This window comes from Halpernia sp. (assembly GCF_048269545.1).
GTDB lineage: Bacteria > Bacteroidota > Bacteroidia > Flavobacteriales > Weeksellaceae > Halpernia.
On the sequence record NZ_JBLXIJ010000001.1, the window covers coordinates 180904 to 204200 of the forward strand.

Consider the following 23297-nt stretch of genomic DNA (forward strand, 5'->3'; position numbering starts at 1 on the left):
TTAAATTCAAAAACTATAATTTTCGTATCTTAACTGCGAGAAATTTTAACAAGATTTTTAACGCTCAAAACTTTATATGAAACTAAAAAACTACATCCACGGCGAGTGGATTGAAGGAAATTCCGAAGGAATAAAATTATATAATTCTGTAACTGGCGAACAAGTTGCAATAGCTGATACAGCAGGATTAAATTTAAAAGATGCTTTAAATTACGGTAGAGATTTGGGTTATAAAAATCTGTCTAAAATGACATTCTATGACCGCGGACAAATGCTAAAAAATCTTGCTCTCTATTTATTAGAACGCAAAAAAAAATATTATGAAATCTCCTATAAAACTGGTGCAACTCACGCCGATTCTTGGGTAGATATTGAAGGTGGTTACGGTACATTTTTCACTTATTCTGGCTTAGCAAAAAGAATGTTGCCAAACACGCCTTTTTGGGTAGATGGAGATACACAAAAACTTTCCGCAAATGGCACTTTGCTTGGAACGCATATTTTAACGCCAAGTGAAGGAATTTCTGTACAAATAAACGCCTATAATTTCCCAGTTTGGGGAATGTTGGAAAAACTATCCACCTCACTTTTAGCGGGCGTTCCAAGTTTGGTAAAACCCGCAACGCCAACGAGTTATCTCACGCATGCTGTTTTTCAAGATATGATTGAAAGTGGAATTTTACCAGAAGGCGCAATTCAATTAATTTGCGGAAGCGCAGGAAATTTACTGGAAAATATGCAAGACGGCGATTCAGTTTTATTCACAGGTTCTGCTTCTACTGGAAAAAAATTAAAATCTATGCCTTCCATTTCTCAAAATGCGGTGCGTTTTAATATGGAAGCAGATTCTTTAAATTGCTCAATTTTAGGTTTAGATTCAAAACCGGGAACGCCAGAATTTGATTTATTTATAAAGGAAGTGCGCAACGAAATGACGACAAAAGCGGGACAAAAATGTACTGCGATAAGAAGAATTATTGTGCCAGAAAATTTAATCGATGACGTTCAAAATGCATTAATTAAATCTTTAGAACAAATAAAAATTGGAAATCCTTTAAACCGTGAAACCCGAATGGGTTCTTTGGCGGGAAAAGACCAATACAATGAAGTTTTAGAAAAAATTAATTTATTAAAAACTGATACAGAGTTAATCTATGACGGCAAACAAGAATTAATTGATGCCGATTATGAAAAAGGCGCGTTTATGTCGCCTAAATTATTTTTAAACGACTCACCTTTCACCAAAGATATTTCACATAATGTGGAAGCATTTGGTCCGGTTTCAACTTTGATGCCGTACAAAGATTCGGAAGAAGCAGCGGCTTTGGCAAAACGCGGAAAAGGAAGTTTGGTGGGTTCTATTATTTCTCACGATAACGATTTTATCGCAGAAACTTCTTGGAAAATGGCAACAACGCATGGAAGAATTTTTGTTTTAAACCGAGATAATGCGAAAGAAAGCACCGGTCACGGTTCACCTTTACCAACTTTAATGCACGGCGGACCTGGAAGAGCAGGCGGCGGCGAAGAAATGGGCGGATTAAACGGACTTCATTTTTTCTTACAAAAAACAGCAATTCAAGGTTCACCGGATGTTTTGACAGCGATTACAAAAATTTATCAAATTGGAGCAGAAAAAAAATATGCAGATTTGCATCCTTTTCAGAAATATTTTGAAGAAGTGGAAATTGGCGACGCGTTAGAAACCGCAGGAAGAACAGTTACAGACGCAGATATTGTGAATTTTGGCAATGTTTCTTGGGATCATTTTTATGCACACACCGATGCGACGAGTTTAACGGGAACTATTTTTGATAAAACCGTTGCTCACGGCTATTTCATACTTTCTGCGGCGGCGGGATTATTTGTTTCAGGCAAAAAAGGACCAGTTATTGCGAATTATGGATTAGAAAATTGTAGTTTTTTCAAACCCGTTTATGCAGGAGATACAATTACGGTTTATTTAACTGCAAAAGAAAAAGTGAACAAAGGCGTAAAAGGTAGAAATATTCCAAGCGGTGTTGTGAAATGGTTAGTTGAAGTTGTAAACCAAAGAGAAGAAGTGGTTTGTGTCGCAACAATTCTAACTTTAGTGGCGAAAAAATCTCCTTTTGTTAAAATTAATTTTAAAGATTTTGAGAAAAGATTAAAAAATTTAAAAAGTGAAACTTTACCAAAATGGGGACGAATGAAAGCGCAAGAAATGCTCGAACATCTGGAAACCACAATGAAATATAGCACAGGAGAATTGGAAACCGATTCCTGCAAAACACCTGAAGATCAAATTGAAGCCTTTCAGGATTCACTTTATAACTTTAGAAAAATGCCGAAAGATTTCCCTGCACCATTTTTGGAAGATGGAAAATTACCAGATTTAAAATATAAAAATTTAGATGAAGCAAAAACACATTTCATTGAATCCGTTAAGAATTATCAGATTTATTACAGAGAAAATCCAGAGGCGGAACATTTGCATTTTATTTTCGGAAAACTAAATAAAGAAATGATGGAATTATTTCATCAAAAGCACGTGACGCATCATTTTGAGCAATTTGGGTTGGTTTGATAAAAATATATTAGTGAAAATATTATTAATATTTCTGTTTACTTTCTGGTTTTCAGTTAAAATTTCTGCATAAAAAGTCTTCTCCGCACAATATGGAAGTCAAACGGATGTAAAAATATTCTTTGTGAAATATGAAAGTCAAGCAGGTTGGGTGAAAAAAGGAGAAAAAATATTTAATGTATTAATTCAAATAATTTTAAAAAAACAGTTTCATCATTAATGAAAAAAACAATCGGCGAAAAAGTAATCGCTTTTAATAAAAAACTTAAATATTCTGGAGATTTGCCGGATGGTTTCGCTGTTTTAAATCCGTTTTTTGATAATCCAGAAACTTTGGAAGTGATGACGAAGTTTTATCAGAAATTTTATAATGATAATAATCAAAGGAAATTTATTGTTGGAATAAATCCAAGTCGCCACGGAGCTGGAGTTACAGGGGTTCCTTTCACAGACACGAAACGATTGAAAAGTCATAATGGAATTGAAATGAAATCTGCGCATACGCATGAAATTTCTTCAGTTTATTTGTATTCTGTGATAGAGGCTTTTGGTGGTGCAGAAAAATTTTACAAAGAATTCTATATTAATTCACCTTTTCCACTTGCGATAATTCAAAATAAAAAGGGAAGTTGGTTGAACGCGAATTATTATGATGACAAAAATCTTTTCGAAGCCGTAAAACCGTTTATGATAAAAAGTTTAAAAGACCACATTTCAATTGGTTTAGATACCGAAGAAATTTTTATTTTAGGAAAAAAGAATGCGGTTTTCATTGATAAAATAAACAAAGAAGAAAAATTATTTGGAAAATTGACAGTTTTGGAACATCCGCGTTATATTCAACAATACAAAAGCAAAGAGAAAGAAATGTACATCGATAAATATTTGATTGCATTGAATAAAATTAAAATATAAACTTTGTCAAAGTATAATCACACTTCAAAAACTTTGACAAAGTGAAAATTAAAAAAACAACAAAATGACAGACGAATTCGTAACTTCAGAAATAAAAAATCAAATTTCCATCATCACTTTTGAAACGCCGAAAAGCAATGCTTTACCCGGAAAAATATTAGAAAAATTAGCGCAAACTATTTTAGACGAAGGTTCCAAAAAAGAAGTGAAAGCTATTTTATTAAAATCTGCGGGCGAAAAATCTTTTTGCGGCGGCGCAAGTTTCGATGAATTATTGGAAATTGAAGAACTTGAAACTTCAAAAAAATTCTTCGGCGGTTTTGCAAAAGTTTTGAACGCAATGCGAACTTGCAGAAAAATTGTAGTTGTTCGTGTTCAAGGAAAAACAACCGGCGGCGGTGTTGGAATTGCTTGTGCGGCAGATTATTGCTTCGGAACAGAAAATTCTGCTTTGGCTTTAACGGAACTTAATTTAGGAATCGGACCTTTCGTCATCGGACCTTTTGTAGAAAGAAAAATTGGAATTGCAGCATTTTCAGCGATGGCTTTAGACGCAGAATTCAGAAGCGCGGAATGGTGTTTAAATCATAATATTTATAATTCTATTTCAAATTCAATTGAAGAAATGGATTTAAAATTAGAAGAATTTTTAAATAAATTGAGCAGTAGAACTTCGGAAGCTTTGGCTTTAATTAAAAAAGTGTCTTGGGAAAACTCTGCACATTTTGAAAAATTAATGCCTGAAAGAATTGAAATGAGCGCGAGATTAATTTTAGAAGATTCTGCGAAAGCAAATATTGAAAAAATAAAAGAACGATTGAGAAACAAATAACATCAATTCACTTATTAATTAAAATTATTTTGGTTCAAGATTTGATTAAAAAAGCCTAAAAATAAAATTATGAAAAAACTTATTTTCCTTCTGCCCTTTTTATTAATCGCTTGTAAAAAAGATACAACTGTAATTTCAACTACTACAAATCCTGATTCTGTGCTTGTTTCAAATCAAAAAACAAGTGATGAAAAAATCAATCAAGATTCTTTAATTGCAAATTCTCCCGCTGTAGAAAAAGTTTTGGATGAAGGCGTTAACCGAAGTACGGATAAAAATGAAATTATTAGAACGGCAGTTGGAAGTATGTTGCCTTTTAAAATTGGTGATCAATTTACGGAAGACAATCAAAAATTAATTTTGAAAATAAAAAATGTTTCTAAACCTCATCTTAAGATTTCAATAGAAACAAAAAATCCGATGAACATTAGAGTAAATCAAATAAAATATCCCGATGGTAGTTTCGATGGTCCCTTTGGTCAAACCTTAAAATTAGATACGCCTCAAAAAGGAGAATATTGGATAATAATTGGCAAAAGTTTAATGGCAGATGGAAATTCCAAAGGTCATTTTAGTTTAGAAGTAGAATAATTTTTTTTGGTACAATTTCTGAATGGTATTTAAAATAACAAAAAATATTATGAAAAATTTAATTTTAACCGGCATTTTTGCCTCTGCAACTTTGGTGAGTTGTGGCACGGTTCAATCCTTAGTTCAAAACACATTTCCTTATACTGCAAATGTTTTAGTATCAACTGGCGTTCCTGCAAACAAAGAAGTTTCTTCTTCTACAACTGCTTCTAACGTTCAAAGTTGGTTTGGTGGAAATAATAATGCACAAATAAAAGATGTGAGAATTTCTGATGCAAAAGTGACAGTTATTTCTCCATCAAACGGTTCACTTTCTGATTTTAAATCTTTTAAAGTGTACATTTCTTCTGATGGTTCTGCAGAAAAATTAGTCGCTTCAAGATCAGATTTCAATAATTCTAGCAATAGTTTAAATTTAGACATTAATGATTCTGGATATTTAGATAATGTTGTAAAAAGCACAAATCTAAAAGTAAGAACTGTTTATGAATTAAAAAACAGCACCAGTTCTGATATGAATTTACGTGTATCACTGAATTTCAATAGTGTTCCGGCAAATTAAATTCTAAAAGAAATTAAATAAGACCGTTAAATTAATATTTAGCGGTTTTTTTATCTCATTGCATCAATAATATTATTCGTTATTTTTGAATAGAATTAAAAGAAAAAACAAATGAAAAATAAATACTTCCGCATTTTCAGTATTAGTTTTGGGAGTTTATTGCTCATTTTAATTCTGGCTAATTTTGGAATTAATTTTTGGCTGAAACATAATTTACCAGATTATTTAAAAAATAATACAAGTTATAAAATCACATATCAAAACTTAGATGTAGAATTGCTTTCTGGTACAATTTCAGCGCAGGGAATTTCCATTAATAATGCAAATCCAACACAGAATAAAATTTTAGGTTTACAAGGAACTGTAGATTCTTTGCAAATAAGCAGATTAGGAATTTATGATGCTGTTTTCAATAAAAGAATTAATACAAAAAACTTGGTTTTAGTTAAACCACTTTTAAATATTACTTTACCAATAAAATCTAAAAACAAAGAGCAAAATCCAATAGAAATAAAAAATATTGAAATTAAAGAAGGAAATATTCAAGTTTTTAAACCAAACAAAAATAAATTATTGCGCCTCAATTCTTTAAATCTTAAAATTAAAGGTTTAGAATTATCTCCTGAAACCGATACCAATAATTTGCCTTTCGAGTTTGATGCTTATTCTTTTGAAGCAAAAAATATCTTTTTTCGTCCAGATTCTGTTTATTTATTTTTAGCGGAACACATTAAAACTGAAAATGGGTATTTAAATATTAGAAAATTTTCTTTCGTCCCACTTTTAAGCTATTCTCAATTTATAAAGTATTTTCCTACCAGAAAAAATCTATATAATTTAAAATCTTCTGAAGCTGTTTTGGAAGGTTTGAGTTTTAAGAATAAGAAAATTAACATCAAAACTTTTCGTGTAGAAGAGCCGAATTTAAAAATTTATACTACGAATGTAAAACCTGAAAAAGAGAAAAAAGAATTTAAATATAATATTTTTTTAGAGAATTTAATTTTAAATAATGCAAAAGTTGATATTCAAAAACCAAATCAAACGCCTTTGTTTATTGGTGAAAATTTGAATTTAAACATCAATAAAATTACAATAAATAAAGAAACTGAAATAGAAAATATTCCATTTCAATATGAAGATTTTAAAATTGATGGGAAAAATTTAGATTATTTTACCAACTCAGAAAACATCAAAATTGCTTCGGCTAAAATCAATCCGAAAAGCATTTTCTTAAGTTCTACTTTCTTAAAAACCACCTCCAATTCTACGAAAAAAAATAATTTTGATTTAAATACAAAATCTATTTTGATAAAAATGCAAGATTTTAAAATGGTAAATTCAAAATTAAAATTGGAAATAAATGAAATTTTAATTGATCAAATGAATGGAAAAATTGCTACTGCAAATGTGAAATTCAAGCAAAAAAACAAATCTTCGTTCATAGATTTTCCATTGAAAATTCACAAAATAAATTTAAAAAACTCTAATTTAAATATTGATTCTAAAGGGAAACCAATGGTTTTGAACGGTTTAAATTTAAATATCAATGAGTTAGAACTAAATCAAAACAAAGACAATCAACTTTTATTAGACAGCAAAAATTATCAATTTAGTGCGAAAAGATTTAATTATCAACCGAGCCAATTTTATAAAATTGTTTCTAATAATATTTCTATTTCTCAAGATAAAGGTCAAATTTCAAATTTTGCAATGACGCCTTTGGTTACTCGCGCACAGTTTATAAAAATGATTCCGACGGAAAAAGATTTATATAATTTGAAAGCAGAAAATATTTCCTTTAATGGAAAATACGATTTATTAAACCAAAATAAATTTGTAAATCTCTCTCAAGTTACTTTAAATAAAGTAGATGCAAATATTTTCCGGAGTAAAATTCCAAAAGATGATGAAACGGTAAAATCACTTTATTCTAAAATGTTGCGATCTATAAAAATTCCTTTATTTGTTGATAATTTAGATGTGAAAAATTCTGTTTTGGTTTATGAAGAAGACATTCCAACAAGCGATGGTCCAGGAAAAATTTCTTTTAACCCGTTTAATATGAATGTTAAAAATATAAATTCTGCAAAAATGAAAGGAAAACCAACGCAAGTTGCGATTACTATTAATGCAGGTTTTATGGAATCTTCTCCACTTCACGTTAATTGGGGATTTAATACTGCTGATTTAAGAGATCATTTTACAATTTCTGGAAGTTTAAAAAATCTTCCTGCTCCAAAAATAAATCCTTTTATAGAACCTTATTTGCACTTGAGTGCGACTGGAAATATTAAACAATTATTGTTTGATTTTAAAGGAAATCCTGTTGAAATTAATGGAAATTTTAAAATGCAACACGATAATTTGAAGGTTTCAATTTTAAAGAAAAATTCAAAAGAGAAAAATAAATTTCTAAGTGGGATTGCAAATCTTTTTATTAAAAATGATTCTGGAAAATTCCCTGAATCTGTAACTGTGGATCATGTAAAAAGAGACAACACAAAATCATTTTTTAATCTCTTTTGGAAAGGTTTAGAAGAAGGTTTGAAGAAAACTTTACTTGGCGTAAATTATAAAAAAACTGAGGAAAAGGTACAGAAAACCGTAACTACTGCAAAAGAAACCGTGAAAGATGTGAAAACTGTGGTTGTTAAAGCAAAAGATGATGTAAAAGCGGTTAAAGAAAAAGCTGTAGAAAAATTGAAACCCAAACCTGAAAAAGCTAAAAAAAAGAAAGGGTTTTTTGAGAGAATTTTTAACTAAAAAAATCCGTTTCGCAAATTATTTACGAAACGGATTTATAAATTTAAAAAAAATTGGTTATTTCACCAAAGTTAATTCACTTACAATGTGTCCTGCTCCAGCGTATTTATCAATCACCCAAAGAACATAACGTACATCTACATTAATCGTTTTTTGCAATTTTGGTTCAAAAACAATATCGCCAGAGAGTGCTTCACTATTTCCGTCAAAAGCCAAACCGATTAATCTTCCGTAACCATCAATTACCGGTGAACCAGAATTTCCGCCTGTAATATCATTATTTGTTAAAAAATTTATCGGCATATAACCTCTTTTGTCCTTATACATCCCGAAATCTTTCTTTTTATATAAGTCTAAAACTTTTTGTGGCAAATCAAATTCTTCATCTCCTTTTTTATATTTTGCAATCATTCCCGCCATATTAGTGTAATAATTTTCTTTAATTCCTTTGTAGTTTCTATCGGCTCTTTCTGGTAAAGTTGCAACTTGCCCGTAAGTTAATCTCATCGTTGAATTTGCATCTGGATAGAATTTTTTATCCGGACTTGCCATCATTAAACCAGCTAAATAAAGGCGGTTATTTTTCGCAAAATTTTCATCTACTTTCACAAATCTTTCTCCAGATAATCTATAATCTGAAACATAAGCATTTGCAAATTGAAATAATGCATCTCCATCAATTTTCAAACGATCTGGATTATTCAAAAATAATTTTGCAGATTCTTCATTAGCAAAAATGGAAGACGAAGCAACCAATGATAAATTAGAAGCATCCACTTTTAAAATTGAAGGTGAAGCAACATCTTTTGCAACTCTTTGTTGGTAAAGATTAACAAGAGAATTCAACATTTCGCCTTCTAAGTCTGCGTGGAAACCGTCGTAAGCTTTTTCAATTGCGGCTTCTAATTTTGGTTTCATCGCAGCTTTTCCTGCATCATCTTGATCCGCGTAAGTTTTAAATAGACTTCCCAAAGAATAAGCGACAGAAATATATTTTGCATTTCTCTGGAGTTGAGAAGAATAATTTCTTTCTACATTTCTATCTGAAATTTGTTTGTAATAAGCTTGTATGTCTGCTAAAACACCGCCATAAACTTTTTCATTTTCTGGTAAAAGTGCCCATTTTTGGTAATCGGCTTCAGCTTTTTGTTTTTCTGCAATTGTTCCATTTTTTTCAACGGCATCAATTGTTCCTTGTCTGTTTTTCCAATAATTGGCAACACTTGCGTATTGAGAGGCATAATCTAGTCTTGTTGCATCATCTTTATCCATGTACTTTTTCATTATATCCATAGATAATTTTGAAGCTTCCACCCAAGCTGGATAATCTTTATTTACCATTTGTTCTATTCCAAAAGAAGTTAAATAACGGTTTGTTCTTCCAGGATAACCTATAATCATTGCAAAATCTCCTGGCTTGTAGCCTTTTAAAGAAACGGGTAAAAAATGTTTCGGTTTCAAAGGAACATTATTCATAGAATATTCCGCTGGATTATTATTTACATCTGCATAAACTCTAAAAATACTGAAATCTGCAGTATGACGCGGCCATTCCCAATTGTCTGTATCGCCACCAAATTTCCCTAAAGAAGCAGGAGGAGCTCCAACCAAACGGATGTCTTTGTAATCTTGATAAACGAAATAGTAAAATTCATTTCCATTAAAAAAATCTTTTACAACAACGGTATATTTCCCATTTTCAGAATTTTCTGTTTTAATTGCTTTATATTCTGCATCAATAACTGCCTGTCTTTGTTCGGAAGACATATCATTATTTAATTTAGAATTGATTCGTTTTGAAACATCATCCATTCTTACTAAAAATCTCACATAAAGATTTTTTGCATTAAATTCTTGATCACGTTTCATTGCCCAATAACCATTTTTTAAATAATCTTTTTCTGGAGTTGAAGCTGCAGCAATTGCATCATAACCACAATGGTGGTTGGTAAAAACCAAACCTTGTGAGGAAACTATTTCTCCTGTACAAAATCCCCCGAAACTTACAATGGCATCTTTTAAACTGGAATTATTTACAGAATAAATTTCTTCCGGAGAAAGATGTAAACCTTCTTTTTGCATATCTGTGCCGTTTAATCTTTTAACGAGCATCATAAGCCACATCCCTTCGTCTGCACGCATTTGCAGAAAACTTAGGAGAAAGGTGCATAATAAAAATAATTTTTTCATTTAATATATTTTAGTGGTGCTAATTTAATAAAATGCTTTTGATTAAAGTGGAATAAAACAAAAAAGACAGAAATAATTCTACCTTTTATATTTAAACTTTTATCTGAGAAAATAATTTACAAAATTAAATCTGCAGAATCATTTCTGTATGCGGAATATCATCTTCCAAATATTTCTTTCCGGTATCTACAAAACCAAAACTAGAGTAAAATTCAATTAAATAATCTTGTGCAGAAATTCTCACAGATTTACTTCTAAATTGGTTAAAAATTATCTGCAAACTAAAATCTACAATAGTTTTTCCTAAATTTTTTCCACGCACAGAAATTGATGTTAAAACGCGACCAATACTTGCTTCGGGATATTTTATATCTTGTTTAAAAATTCTTAAGTAAGCCACAATTTCGCCATTTTTTTCCGCCCACAGATGAATGGCTTTTTGATCGTAATTATCTGCATCTAAATAGAAACATTTTTGTTCTACTACAAAAACTTCTTGCCGGATATTTAAGACTTTGTATAATTCTTCAGTTGATAATTCTGAAAAACTTTTTATTTTCCAAACTAAATTGGTCATTCAAATATTATTTTATTTTTCACCAACATTGCATTAGTAGAAGAAATATAATCTAAAATATATTCTCCACCATATTTTTTCTCAGCTGAAGTCACAAAAATTTCGGGTAAATCTTCCCAAGTTTTTAGAAGTTCTTGTCTATAAATCTCTACGTTTCTGTCTGCAGCTCCAGGTTTTAATTTATCTGCTTTAGTAAATGCAATACTAAACGGAATACCACTTTCGCCACACCATTGCATAAAATCTAAATCTATTGTTTGCGGCGCATGTCGGATATCAATTAAAACAAAAAGATTTACCAAATTGGTTCTGTTTAAAATATAATTAGTAATTATTTTTTCAAAATCTTTTCTGGTAGATTTGGAAACTCGTGCAAATCCAAAACCTGGAAGATCTGTAAGATACCAGTTTTCATTAACCAAAAAGTGATTAATTAATTGTGTTTTTCCAGGAGTTTGGGAAGTTTTTGCTAAGTCTTTGCGGTTCATCATTGCATTAATGAGTGAGGATTTACCCACATTTGAACGCCCAATAAAAGCATATTCTGGCAAGGTTGGTTCTGGACAATCTTGCCACCTGCTGCTGCTTTTTAAAAATTCTGCTGTTTTTATTATCATACTAAAAATGGAGGTTTCTATTTCCTCCATCGTTTTTATTTATTTTCTAACCAACTGTAAAGAATTTTATTAAATTCTTCTGGTTTTTCCATCATTGCAGCATGTCCACATTCATCAATCCAAAATAAATCAGAATTAGGAATAAATTTATGCATATCAACTGCAACTTCTGGCGGCGTTACATTATCTTGTTTTCCCCAAATAATGCAAACTGGACATTTAATATTTGGTAAATCATTCAACATGTTATGTTTAATTGCACTTCTTGCAAGCATAACGGTTTTAATACCTTTCATACGGTCATTCACCAAACTGAAAACTTCATCTACTAATTCATCTGTTGCAATATCTGGATTATAAAAAACTTCTTGCGTTTTTTTCTTAATATATTCTTTATCACCTTTTCTGGGAAAACTATCACCAAAAGTTCTTTCATATAAACCAGAGCTCCCGGTCAAAACTAAATTTTTTACGAGATCTGGTCTTATAGTTGTTAAAATTAAACCCACATGACCGCCCATTGAATTTCCTACAATTGTGACAGGACATCCAACTTCTTCATCTATAAATTTCGCAACAAATTTTGCAATACTTGTTAAATTAGTATTTAAAACAGGAAGATCATAAATAGGAAGAACTGGAACAAAAACTTGAAAACCTTTTTTAGAAAAAAATTCTACCATACTGGTAAAATTACTGAGTCCGCCCATTAAACCGTGCAACAAGACTAAAGGATGACCTTCACCTTCTTGTATGAAGTCAAATTTTTTCTGCTTTTTAATTTTAAATCTCATAAATGTCTTTCTGGGGCGTGGCAAAAGTACAAATTTAACACCAAATTTTAATTATTTTCTTAGATAAGATGGTGTTAGAAATATTAAAGTAAAAATATTAAATTTTTCTAAAACATAGAAAAAAAGTTTAATAACTTAAACTGTTTTAAATCAAATATTTAAATATTATTCTTCAAATTTCGTAATTATTTATCCACATTAAGTATAAAAGTGGGAAAAAGTGGGAGAATATGGAAATATTTTATAAATTTGTCCCAAATGAATCAATTCATCGGAACATACGAATGTAAGATAGACGATAAAGGTCGTCTAAAAGTGCCGTCTTCTTTAGTGAAGCAAATGGCGTCATTTACTGATGAGACTTTTGTAGTGAAGCGCTCTGTCTTTCAGGAATGTTTGGAGGTTTATCCACCCAGTGCGTGGGAAAAAGTCACTGCGAAAATTAATAAATTAAACCGTTTTATTAAGAAAAACGCTGATTTCATTCGTCTTTTTACAGCTGGGGTAAAAATGGTGGAATTTGACAATGCAGGAAGAATTCAGATTTCAAAAGATTTAATACAATTTGCTAATCTGAAAAAAGAAATTGTAATTACAAGCGCAGGCGAATTGTTTGAAATCTGGGATAAAGAATCTTATGAAAAGGTTATTTATAGCAGTGATATTGATTTTGCTTCACTTGCAGAAGATGTAATGGGCTCTATAAATTCCGAAGAAGATGTATCATAATCCTGTTTTGCTGCACAAAAGCGTAAAAGATTTGATTACAAATCCAGATGGGATTTATATAGACGTGACTTTTGGAGGCGGTGGTCACTCGCGTGAAATTTTAAAAAATTTATCTTCAAAAGGAAAGCTTTTTAGTTTTGACCAAGATTTGGATGCTTTAAAAAATAAAATTGATGATGAGCGATTTACTTTAATCAACCAAAATTTTCGATTTTTAGAAAACTCACTTTTAGCTTTTGGAATTTCTGAAGTGGATGGAATTTTAGCAGATTTAGGTGTTTCATCGCATCAATTTGATGAAGCAACGCGCGGATTTTCAACTCGAAGTGATGCTCCTTTGGATATGAGAATGAATGTGAAACAACATTTGGATGCCAAAAAAGTGGTAAATCAATATGAAGAAGAGCAACTCGCAAATATTTTATATCAATATGGAGAATTGCGGGAATCCAGAAAAATAGCAAGACAAATAGTGCAACAAAGGCTCATCAAACCAATAAAATCTACACAAGAATTAAAGGATATTTTTCATTACGTTCCGCCACCAAAACGCAATAAATTTTTTGCACAGGTTTTTCAGGCGATTCGGATAGAAGTGAATCAAGAATTAGATGCTCTAAAAGAAATGTTGCAGCAATCTTATCGGGTCTTAAAACCAGAAGGAAGATTGGTTGTGATTTCTTATCATTCTTTGGAAGATCGTTTAGTAAAAAGGTTTTTAAGAAATGGAATGTTTGAAGGAGAACCAGAAAGAGATATTTATGGAAATTTTAATAAGGTATTTTCTTTACTTCAATCAAAAGCGACTATTCCAGATGAAAAAGAAATTGAAGAAAATTCTCGGGCAAGAAGTGCAAAATTAAGAACTGGAATAAAAAATTGAAAAATTGGCTAAAAAACCAGCGACATATAAACCACAGAAGAAACTCACTTTTATTGATATTTTAAAAGGAAATTTCCTCAATCGTGATGAAGTAAAAATTCATTACAAATATTTTCTGTTAATTTTTGTCTTAATGATGATTATGATTTACACAAATCATTTGGTAAGTACAAAAATTGAACAAGTAAATGCACTGAAAGAGCAGCGAGAAGAATACAAATCTAGAAATGCATATGCACAAAGTAAATTAATTAAAGTAAAATTAGAATCTGAATTAGGAAAAGAAATGGTGGAAGATTCTTTATTAACACTACAAAATCATCCACATAAATTATTGATAAAATTAGACACACAAGATGCAAAATGAATATGACATAAAACGCAAAAAAGCATTGCGATGGGGTTACCTTTTCGCTTTGACTGCATTACTCGTTTTTGTAGTGTTTGTTGCAAGAATTGTGGTCTTACAAAACACCAATGTAGAAGAAATTCAAGACGATTATATTAATAAAAATTATCGTGAAGCAACGCTTCCTGCTGCTCGTGGAAATCTTTACGCAGCAGATGGTTCTATTCTCGCCACAACTGTAATGCGATACGATGTTTTTTTGGATTTTAAAACAATGCGAGACACCATTTACAATAATAATATTTCAGCACTTACCGATTCTCTAAGTGTTTTATTTGATAAACCTAAAAGTTATTTCCGCGCTAGATTTGACCAACAGAAAAAGGCGAAAAATCAATATTATCAACTGGTAAAAGGTTTAGATTTTGACCAATACGATAGAATTCGCAACTTTCCTATTTTTAATAAAGGTAAAAATAAAGGTGGATTTATTGTTGATAGAAACTTCAAAAGAGAACTTGCCACTACAGAAATTGGCGCAGGAACAATCGGGATGGATACAGGAAAATATTCCTCTGGTTTAGAAGGTGCTTTTTCAAAATATTTAACAGGAACTGATGGTAAAAGATTGGAGCAGAGAATTAATTCCAGTCAATGGAAACCAATTGACTTCTGGAAAGTGCAAGAACCAGTTGATGGAGAAGATGTTTATACCACTTTAGATTTAAGAATTCAAGATATTGCGCATTCTGCTTTAGAAAAACAATTGATAAAATTTAATGCAGATCATGGTTGTGTTGTAGTAATTGAAGTAAAAACCGGAAAAGTAAAAGCGATGGTAAATCTTCGCCGAACAGAACCCGGAATGTATGTAGATGCTTATAACTATATTTTGAAAGATGCAACAGAACCTGGTTCAACCTTTAAAACTGTTTCTCTTTTAGCTGCAATGGATGATGGTTTGATTGATGAAAATACACGAGTACAAACTTCCACTTCTTGGACTTATCAAGGACAAAGAATTACAGATCATAGTGCAGGAAATTATGATGTAAGTGATGTTTTAGCGCATTCCAGTAACGTGGGTGCAGCCAAATTAATTACAGCTGCTTATGAAGATAAACCACAAGTTTTCTTAGATCATTTACGCAAATGGAAATTATTTGATAAAATGGATATTGAACTTCCAGGAATTACAAAACCAATTATTGTAACTCCAGAAAATAAACGTTGGAACAAAGCCACTTTAGCTTCTTTAGCTTACGGGTATTCTGCACGATTTAGTTTACTTCAACTCGCTACTTTTTACAATGGAATTGCAAATAAAGGCGTGATGTTGAAACCACTTTTCATAGACAAAATAATGAAAGACGGACAAGAATTATTCACTGCAAAACCAGAAATAATGGTGAAGAAAATGGCGTCTGATAAAGCGATTGCAGAAATGACTTCTGCGCTCACACAAGCTGTAGAAAGAGGAACTGCAAAAAGTATTTACACACCAAATTTGAAAATTGCAGGAAAAACCGGAACTGCGAGATTTGAATATTGGAAACCAGGTCCTTTCAAATATCAAGCATCTTTTGCGGGATTTTATCCATCAGATAATCCAAAATATACCTGTTTAGTAATGATTAATCAACCAGATACTTCTATCGGTTTTTACGGTGCATCCGTTTCTGCTCCAGTTTTTAAAGAAATCGCAGGGAAAACTTTTCTTAAAACACCATTGAATATTGAAAAGGAAATGTTGACTGATAAAAAAGTAGATTTCAAAAAAATGGTTCATAATCCAGTGAAAATTTCAGTTAAATACGATTCAATGCCAAATGTTAAAGGATTAATTGGGAAAAATGTCATTCCACAATTGGAAAATTTAGGATATCGAGTGGATTTTAAAGGCGTGGGGAAAATCAAAGAACAATTTCCGTTAGAAGGTGTCCCACTAAAGAAAAACCAAAGAATTTATTTGACTTTACAGAATTAAAAAAATGCAGTTAGAAAAACTTTTAAACAAAATTCCAACTTTAGACATTCGCGGTAAAATCAATCGTGAAATTTCTGAAATTGTTTTTGACAGCCGAAAAGTTGTGAAAGATTCTGTGTATGTTGCTGTAAAAGGTACAGTTTCTGATGGTCATTTGTATATTAATTCTGCAATAAAAAAAGGAAGTTCGGCTATTGTTTGCGAAGATTTCCCAAATGAAATTCATGAAAATTGCACTTATATTAAAGTTAAAAATTCTTCAAAAACTTTAGGAAGATTGGCTTCCAATTTTTATGGAAATCCCTCAGAAAACTTAACATTAATCGGCGTTACAGGAACTAACGGAAAAACTTCAGTTGCGACTTTATTATTTGATGTATTTAAAATTTTAGGTCATACTTCTGCATTAATTTCTACGGTTGAATATCGAATTGGAGAGGAAATTATTCCTTCAACACATACAACTCCTGATGTTTTAACCATTAATAAGATTTTAGCAAAAGCTCTGGAAAAAGGCTGTGAATATGCATTCATGGAAGTTTCTTCTCACGGAATTCATCAAGATAGAATTGAAGGTTTGCATTTTAAAATTGCTGGATTTACCAATATTACTCATGATCATTTAGATTATCATAAAACTTTTTTAGAATATCTAAATACCAAGAAAAGATTTTTTGATGAACTTCCCTCTTCCGCGGTTGCCATTACAAATGTGGACGACAAAAACGGAAATGTGATGTTGCAAAATACATTAGCTAAGAAAAAATCTTACGCAATGAAAACTTTCGCAGATTTTCACGGAAAATTGTTGGAAAGCGATTTTAACGGGATGCTTTTAAATTTTAATAACCAAGAATTTTGGACAACAATTGTAGGAAAATTTAATGTTTACAATTTACTTTTGGTCTTTGCAATCGCATCAGAATGTGGTTTTGAAGACAATAAAATTTTAACTGCAATTTCCCAATTAAAACGTGTAAAAGGCAGATTTGAAACCATAAAATCTCCAAGCGGAATTTTCTTTGTAGTTGATTACGCACACACTCCAGATGCATTAGAAAATATTTTAGACAGTATTAATGAAATCCGAACTAAAAATGAAAGATTAATCTGCGTTTTTGGTTGTGGTGGCGATAGAGATAAAACAAAGCGACCAGAAATGGGAGAAGTTGCAGCGGCAAAATCAACTTTAGCAATTATCACTTCTGATAATCCTAGAACAGAAAATCCGCAGCAAATTATTAAAGAAATTGAAGCCGGCGTAAAACCGGAAAATTATAATAAATTTTTAAGCATTCCAGATCGGAAAGATGCTATAAAATCTGCCATAAAATTTGCCGAACCAAAAGATATTATTTTGGTTGCGGGAAAAGGACACGAAAATTATCAAGAAATATACGGCGTAAAACACCATTTTGATGATAAAGAAGTGATTGAAGAACTACTACAAACTATGGGTAAATAACTAAAATAAAAGCAGATGTTATATTATTTATATGAATATTTAACAAACCACGGAATTTATATTCCTGGTTTAAATCTCTTAAGATATATTTCTTTCAGAGCAGGTTTTTCAGTGCTTTTGTCTTTGCTCATCGCAATGGTTTATGGTAAAAAAATCATCAATTGGTTGCGCACGAAACAAATGGGTGAAATGGTCCGAGATTTAGGTCTTGACGGACAAAAACAAAAAGAAGGAACACCAACAATGGGTGGTTTAATTATCATTATTGCAACTTTAATTCCTGTACTTTTATTCACAAAAGTTTTCAACATTTATATCGTAATTCTTACTATTTCTGTAGTTTGGATGGGAATAATTGGTTTTATTGATGATTATCTAAAAAAAGTAAAGAAAAATAAAGACGGTTTAAGTGGAAAATTTAAAATAATAGGTCAAGTCGGATTAGGTTTAATTATTGGAATTACAATGTATTTTCATCCAGATATTACGGTTAAAAGAAAATACGCAGATTCTAAAATAATTAATAGAAATAATGTAGAGCAAAACTTCCAAAAAGCTGAAAAAGCAACAATTTCTACGGTTCCTTTCACAAAAAATAATGAATTTGATTACAGCGGAATTTTATTTTGGATGTCACCAGAAGACGCGGCGGAATGGTCTTGGTTGGTATTCATCCCAATTGTGATTTTTATTGTAACGGCGGTTTCAAACGGTGCAAACATTACCGATGGAATAGACGGACTTGCAGCAGGAACAAGCGTCGTCATACTGCTCACTTTGGCGTTTTTCGCCTACATTTCTGGGAATATTATTTTCGCGGATTATCTCAATATAATGTTCCTCCCAAATATGGGCGAAACCACCATTTTTGCACTCGCTCTGGTCGGAGCAGTCATCGGATTTTTTTGGTACAATACTTATCCTGCTCAAGTATTCATGGGTGATACAGGAAGTTTAATGCTTGGTGGAGTCATCGCGGTTTTAGCAATTATTTTAAGGAAAGAATTATTAATTCCTGTTTTATGCGGAATATTTTTAGTGGAAAATTTATCTGTTATGTTGCAAGTATTGGTATTTAAATATAGAAAGAAAAAATACGGTTTAGATTACGCACAAAATAACAGATTATTTAAAATGTCGCCGCTTCATCACCATTATCAAAAAGAAGGATACCACGAAAGTAAAATTGTGAACCGAATGGTAATTATTGGTGTTATGCTAGCAATTATTTGTTTGATTACTTTAAAAGTTAGATAATATTTTGGAAAATAAAAAATTGAAAATAGTAGTTTTAGGCGGCGGCGAAAGTGGTTTTGGTGCAGCTTTGCTCGCGAAATCTCAAGGTTTGGAAGTTTTTCTTTCAGACAAAGGAGAAATACGTGAAAACTATAGACAACTTTTAATAGAAAATAATATAGAATTTGAAGAAGGAAAACATTCTGAAAATCGAATTTTAGCAGCAGATTGGATTATTAAAAGTCCTGGAATTCCTAAAAAAGCAGAAATAATTTCAAAAATTAAAGCTAAAAATATTCGCTTGTCTTCCGAGATAGAATTTGCTTCTGCTTTTACAAATGCAAAAATAATCGCCATCACAGGAAGCAATGGGAAAACCACGACGACTTCTTTAATTTATCATATATTAAAAAAGGGAAAACTAAATGTCGGTCTTGGTGGAAACATTGGAACCAGCTTCGCAAAGCAAGTTGCAGAAGAAAATTTTGATTATTATGTTGTTGAAGTAAGCAGTTTTCAATTAGATGATGTTCAGAATTTTCGTCCTTATATTTCTCTACTTTTAAATTTAAGTCCAGATCATTTAGATCAATACAATTACAATTACGAAGAATACGCTTTAGCTAAATTTAAAATTGCTGAAAACCAAGAAAATGATAATTATTTCATCTACAATAAAGATGATGTGATGAGCCAAAAATTGTTGAAAGAATTGGATTTAAAAGTGAAAAAAATTCCTTTTTCAATGCAAGAGAAATTTGCTGAAGGCGGTTTTATAGAAAACGGAAATGTAGTAGTGAATTTTACCGATACTTTTTCAATGAAAATTGAAGATTTAGCTTTAGTTGGAAATCACAATATCGCAAATAGTTTGGCGGCTTCCATCGCTGGTAAAATTTTAGAAATAAGCAATGAAAATATCAGAAATTCTTTGATGACTTTTCAAACAGTAGAACATCGTTTGGAAAAAGTGGCAGAAATAAATGGTGTGAATTTCATTAATGACAGCAAAGCAACTAACGTAAATGCTGCATATTACGCTTTAGAGAGTATGACAAAACCTACGATTTGGATTGTGGGCGGAACCGACAAAGGAAATGATTATACCGAAGTAGAAGATTTAGTAAAAAGAAAAGTGAAAGCAATCGTTTGTTTGGGCGTTGATAATCAGAAAATTATTGATTTTTTTAAAGATAAAAAAGAACAAATTTACAGCACTTCAAGTATGGAAGAAGCGGTAAAAATCTCAAAATCTATTGCCGAAAACGGAGACACTGTATTACTTTCGCCGTGTTGTGCAAGTTTTGATTTATTTAAAAATTATGAAGACCGCGGAAATCAATTTAAAAAACAAGTTTTAAAAAACCACTTATAACATCAATGGAAAACCAAACTACAGAAAATAAATTTGAATATCTAAAAGGCGACAAAGTCCTTTGGATGGTCATTATTGTGATTTCTGTTTTCTCAATTTTTCCGGTTTATTCAGCAAGTTCTAATTTGCAATACATTGTAAACAATGGTACTACAACGGGTCACGTTCTAAAACACATGGCTTTTGTGATTGTTGGATTAATAATAATGCGTGGCGTTGGTTTTATAAAATATGAATATATCGGTAAATTAAGCAGTTTGTTTTTGGGATTTACAATTTTTTTATTAATTCTTACTTTATTTACCGGACAAACAATTGATGGCGCATCGGCTTCTCGTTGGTTAAAAATACCCGGAACTCCCATTTCTTTTCAACCCTCATCATTTGCATATTTAACTTTGATTATTTATTTATGTAGATATTTAACAAAAAAAATTAAACGAGAACGCGTTCCCATTGAAAATATTTTATACATTTTTGGACCAATTTTACTCGTATTTATTCTCGTTGCAAAAGATAATGGTTCTACTGCATTAATGATTTTAATAGTTTCAATTGCTGTTTTAATCATCGGTCAATTAAATTGGCGCTATGTTGCAGGTTTTATTTCAACAGCCTTAATTGCTGTAGTTTTATTTATTACCATTGCTTTAAATACAAATTTAATTGGCGGAAACAGAGTTCATACTTGGATGAGTCGTGTCGAAACTTTCACTAATTCCAAAAAATCTGCGGATGTTGATGATGAAGTTATGAAGGCTAAAAATTATCAAATGATGCAAGCAAAAGCAGCCATAGTTCATGGTGGAATTACAGGAATGGGTCCTGGAAAAAGTGCTTTAAAACAAACTTTACCACAATCTGTTTCTGATTTTATTTTTGCAATCGTGGTGGAAGAATATGGTTTAATCGGCGCAATATTTCTCATTGCACTTTATTTAATTATGATAATCCGAATCGTAATAATAGCCAGTAAAATGCCTGCTTTTTTTGGTTCGTTGCTCGTTCTTGCAATTGGAATAATGATTTTCGTACAAGTTGCTGTAAACATTGCAGTTGCTATAAATTTAATTCCCGTCACAGGACAACCTTTGGCTTTGATAAGTTATGGTGGAACTTCAATGTTGGTTACTTATTTCCAATTGGGAATTATATTAAATGTAAGTTCCAGAATACAAATTTATGATGAAGAAGGAATGGGCAAAAAACAAAATATTGAAGAAATAAACGATATCGCATAATATAATTATTTAAAAAAACATTTCTAAAATAGTGGCTAAAAATTTAAAAATTCTAATGAGTGGCGGCGGAACCGGAGGACATATCTTTCCGGCGATTGCTATTGCGCAAGAAATCCAAAAAAGATTTCCTGAAGCAGAGTTTTTATTTATTGGCGCACAAAATAAAATGGAAATGCAAAAAGTTCCGCAAGCTGGGTTTAAAATTGAAGGATTAAATATTGCAGGATTTGATAGAGGAAATTTATTAAAAAATATTTCTTTGCCCTATAAACTGATTTTAAGTTTATTGAAAGTTTTTACAATCATTAATAATTTTAAACCAGATTTCGCAATAGGAACTGGCGGATTTGCGAGTGGTCCCGCTTTATATATTGCATCAAATTTAGGAGTAAAAACTTTTGTTCAAGAGCAGAATTCTCTGCCTGGAAAAACAAATCAGTTTTTAGCTAGAAAAGCAAAAGCGGTTTTCACAGCCTATCCAAAAATGGAAAATTACTTCCCAAAAAGTCAAACTTTTTTTCTTGGGAATCCGGTTCGTGAAACGATTGTTAATGATTTAATTGAGACAAAATTAGCCAAAGAAAAATTAGGTTTAAATCCAGAAGTTTTAATGATTCTCTCGGTTGGCGGTTCTTTAGGGTCACGAACTATCAATAATGGCTGGAAAGATAATTTAGAAAATTTAGAAAAATCTGGTTATCAATTAATTTGGCAGACCGGGAAAACTGATTTCAAAGAATTGGATGAAAAATCTCAAATCTCAAATCTCAAATCTCAAATCCAATTAAAGGAATTTATTTCAGACATGGCTTTGCATTATTCTGCAGCTGATGTAATTGTTTCAAGAGCAGGAGCGATTGCAATTTCAGAATTAGCGATTGCAGGAAAAGCCTTGCTTTTAGTTCCTTTTCCATTTGCTGCGGAAGATCATCAAACCAAAAACGCATTAACTTTAGTTGAAAAAAATGCTACGAAAATGGTAAAAGATATGGAAATGAAAGAAAAATTTTGGTCCACTTTGATGGAAATTTGCGAAAATGAAAACCTTCGTAAAACAATGAGCAAAAATTTAAAAGATTTTGCTAAACCAAACGCAACCGAAGAAATTGTAAATGAAATTTTAAAACAATAAAACCTTTGCTATGAAAACAAAAATTTTTACTTTGATTTTGATTGGCTTTATCACCAGTTTTATCAGCGCACAAACACTCGTGAAACCTGCAGATTTTAATATGAAAGACATTGCGTCTTATCTTAAAACCCAAAATTTTGTAATAAATACGCAAACAAATGATTATTTAAAAATTACGGACGATCAAAACAGTTCCATTTTTATTGATTTAGCAAAAGATAAAAAGTTTCTGCTTTTTAACGTTAAAATTTTACTGAAAAAAGACGCAAAAATCTCTCAAATTGAAAGTCTTCTCACCAAAATCAATGATTTGGATATGATAAAAGCTAAATATTTACCTGCAGATAATACCGTTTTCTTCAAGTATTATTTCTGGATTGATGGCGGATTTACTAAAGAAACGCTGAAAGATGCGCTGGTTGAATTTGGTCTTTATCAAGGAGATTCTTATGGATTGGATAAAGATAAAATTTTCGAATATGAATAAAAA

20 protein-coding genes are annotated in these 23297 nt (G+C 31.2%); 16 read left to right on the forward strand and 4 right to left on the reverse strand.

What is annotated here, in order from left to right:
* Positions 1 to 76 precede the first annotated feature (76 nt).
* From paaZ to ACN0WB_RS00800, 6 genes are all read left to right on the forward strand, one after another.
* Positions 77 to 2566 carry a phenylacetic acid degradation bifunctional protein PaaZ gene (paaZ, locus tag ACN0WB_RS00775; RefSeq protein WP_417427864.1) on the forward strand — a complete coding sequence of 830 codons (2490 nt, stop codon included), beginning with the start codon at positions 77 to 79 and terminating at the stop codon, positions 2564 to 2566.
* Between the two features lie 219 nt (positions 2567 to 2785).
* Positions 2786 to 3481, forward strand: a complete 696-nt coding sequence (locus ACN0WB_RS00780) for an SMUG2 DNA glycosylase family protein (RefSeq protein WP_417427866.1) — start codon at positions 2786 to 2788, stop codon at positions 3479 to 3481.
* Between the two features lie 64 nt (positions 3482 to 3545).
* A complete protein-coding gene (locus tag ACN0WB_RS00785) occupies positions 3546 to 4313 on the forward strand; it encodes an enoyl-CoA hydratase/isomerase family protein (RefSeq protein WP_417427868.1) in 768 nt (255 codons plus the stop codon).
* A gap of 69 nt (positions 4314 to 4382) precedes the next feature.
* On the forward strand, positions 4383 to 4904 hold the full coding sequence (locus ACN0WB_RS00790; RefSeq protein WP_417427870.1) for a hypothetical protein: 522 nt from the start codon (positions 4383 to 4385) through the stop codon (positions 4902 to 4904).
* 49 nt (positions 4905 to 4953) lie between these two features.
* Positions 4954 to 5466: a hypothetical protein gene (locus ACN0WB_RS00795; protein WP_417427872.1), complete on the forward strand. Its 513-nt coding sequence runs from the start codon at positions 4954 to 4956 to the stop codon at positions 5464 to 5466.
* Between the two features lie 111 nt (positions 5467 to 5577).
* Entirely contained in the window at positions 5578 to 8232 is a 2655-nt protein-coding gene (locus tag ACN0WB_RS00800) for a hypothetical protein (RefSeq protein ID WP_417427874.1), read from the forward strand.
* A 57-nt stretch (positions 8233 to 8289) separates the two neighbouring features.
* Here the strand turns inward: ACN0WB_RS00800 and ACN0WB_RS00805 are convergent, their stop codons facing one another.
* The 4 genes from ACN0WB_RS00805 to ACN0WB_RS00820 form a co-directional block, all read right to left on the reverse strand.
* Positions 8290 to 10422: a S46 family peptidase gene (locus ACN0WB_RS00805; RefSeq protein ID WP_417427876.1), complete on the reverse strand. Its 2133-nt coding sequence runs from the start codon at positions 10420 to 10422 to the stop codon at positions 8290 to 8292.
* Between the two features lie 124 nt (positions 10423 to 10546).
* On the reverse strand, positions 10547 to 10999 hold the full coding sequence (locus ACN0WB_RS00810; RefSeq protein ID WP_417427878.1) for a GNAT family N-acetyltransferase: 453 nt from the start codon (positions 10997 to 10999) through the stop codon (positions 10547 to 10549).
* Positions 10996 to 11616 carry a ribosome biogenesis GTP-binding protein YihA/YsxC gene (yihA, locus tag ACN0WB_RS00815; protein WP_417428739.1) on the reverse strand — a complete coding sequence of 207 codons (621 nt, stop codon included), beginning with the start codon at positions 11614 to 11616 and terminating at the stop codon, positions 10996 to 10998. Before yihA ends, ACN0WB_RS00810 begins: the two co-directional genes overlap by 4 nt.
* A 35-nt stretch (positions 11617 to 11651) precedes the next feature.
* Positions 11652 to 12410, reverse strand: a complete 759-nt coding sequence (locus tag ACN0WB_RS00820; protein WP_417427880.1) for an alpha/beta fold hydrolase — start codon at positions 12408 to 12410, stop codon at positions 11652 to 11654.
* Between the two features lie 258 nt (positions 12411 to 12668).
* Between ACN0WB_RS00820 and mraZ the strand changes: the two genes are divergently transcribed.
* Genes mraZ through ACN0WB_RS00870 form a run of 10 tightly spaced genes read left to right on the forward strand, consistent with a single transcriptional unit; the run spans position 12669 to position 23294 of the window.
* Entirely contained in the window at positions 12669 to 13139 is a 471-nt protein-coding gene (mraZ, locus tag ACN0WB_RS00825) for a division/cell wall cluster transcriptional repressor MraZ (RefSeq protein ID WP_417427882.1), read from the forward strand.
* Complete coding sequence (rsmH, locus tag ACN0WB_RS00830; protein WP_417427884.1) at positions 13129 to 14022, forward strand: 16S rRNA (cytosine(1402)-N(4))-methyltransferase RsmH; 894 nt, start codon at positions 13129 to 13131, stop codon at positions 14020 to 14022. The genes mraZ and rsmH overlap by 11 nt, the downstream gene beginning before the upstream one ends.
* A 4-nt stretch (positions 14023 to 14026) precedes the next feature.
* Complete coding sequence (locus ACN0WB_RS00835) at positions 14027 to 14389, forward strand: FtsL-like putative cell division protein (RefSeq protein WP_417427886.1); 363 nt, start codon at positions 14027 to 14029, stop codon at positions 14387 to 14389.
* A complete protein-coding gene (locus ACN0WB_RS00840) occupies positions 14379 to 16358 on the forward strand; it encodes a penicillin-binding transpeptidase domain-containing protein (protein WP_417427888.1) in 1980 nt (659 codons plus the stop codon). Before ACN0WB_RS00835 ends, ACN0WB_RS00840 begins: the two co-directional genes overlap by 11 nt.
* 4 nt (positions 16359 to 16362) lie before the next feature.
* Positions 16363 to 17823, forward strand: coding sequence for a UDP-N-acetylmuramoyl-L-alanyl-D-glutamate--2,6-diaminopimelate ligase (locus tag ACN0WB_RS00845; RefSeq protein ID WP_417427890.1), 1461 nt, complete (start codon positions 16363 to 16365; stop codon positions 17821 to 17823).
* 15 nt (positions 17824 to 17838) lie between these two features.
* Entirely contained in the window at positions 17839 to 19080 is a 1242-nt protein-coding gene (gene mraY, locus ACN0WB_RS00850) for a phospho-N-acetylmuramoyl-pentapeptide-transferase (protein ID WP_417427892.1), read from the forward strand.
* Between the two features lie 19 nt (positions 19081 to 19099).
* A complete protein-coding gene (gene murD, locus ACN0WB_RS00855; RefSeq protein WP_417427894.1) occupies positions 19100 to 20434 on the forward strand; it encodes a UDP-N-acetylmuramoyl-L-alanine--D-glutamate ligase in 1335 nt (444 codons plus the stop codon).
* A 5-nt stretch (positions 20435 to 20439) separates the two neighbouring features.
* Positions 20440 to 21675 (forward strand): FtsW/RodA/SpoVE family cell cycle protein, encoded by a 1236-nt coding sequence (locus tag ACN0WB_RS00860; protein ID WP_417427896.1) that lies wholly within the window; start codon positions 20440 to 20442, stop codon positions 21673 to 21675.
* 31 nt (positions 21676 to 21706) lie between these two features.
* Positions 21707 to 22807 (forward strand): undecaprenyldiphospho-muramoylpentapeptide beta-N-acetylglucosaminyltransferase, encoded by a 1101-nt coding sequence (gene murG / locus ACN0WB_RS00865; protein ID WP_417427898.1) that lies wholly within the window; start codon positions 21707 to 21709, stop codon positions 22805 to 22807.
* Between the two features lie 10 nt (positions 22808 to 22817).
* Positions 22818 to 23294 (forward strand): hypothetical protein, encoded by a 477-nt coding sequence (locus ACN0WB_RS00870; RefSeq protein ID WP_417427900.1) that lies wholly within the window; start codon positions 22818 to 22820, stop codon positions 23292 to 23294.
* The last annotated feature ends 3 nt before the right edge of the window (positions 23295 to 23297 follow it).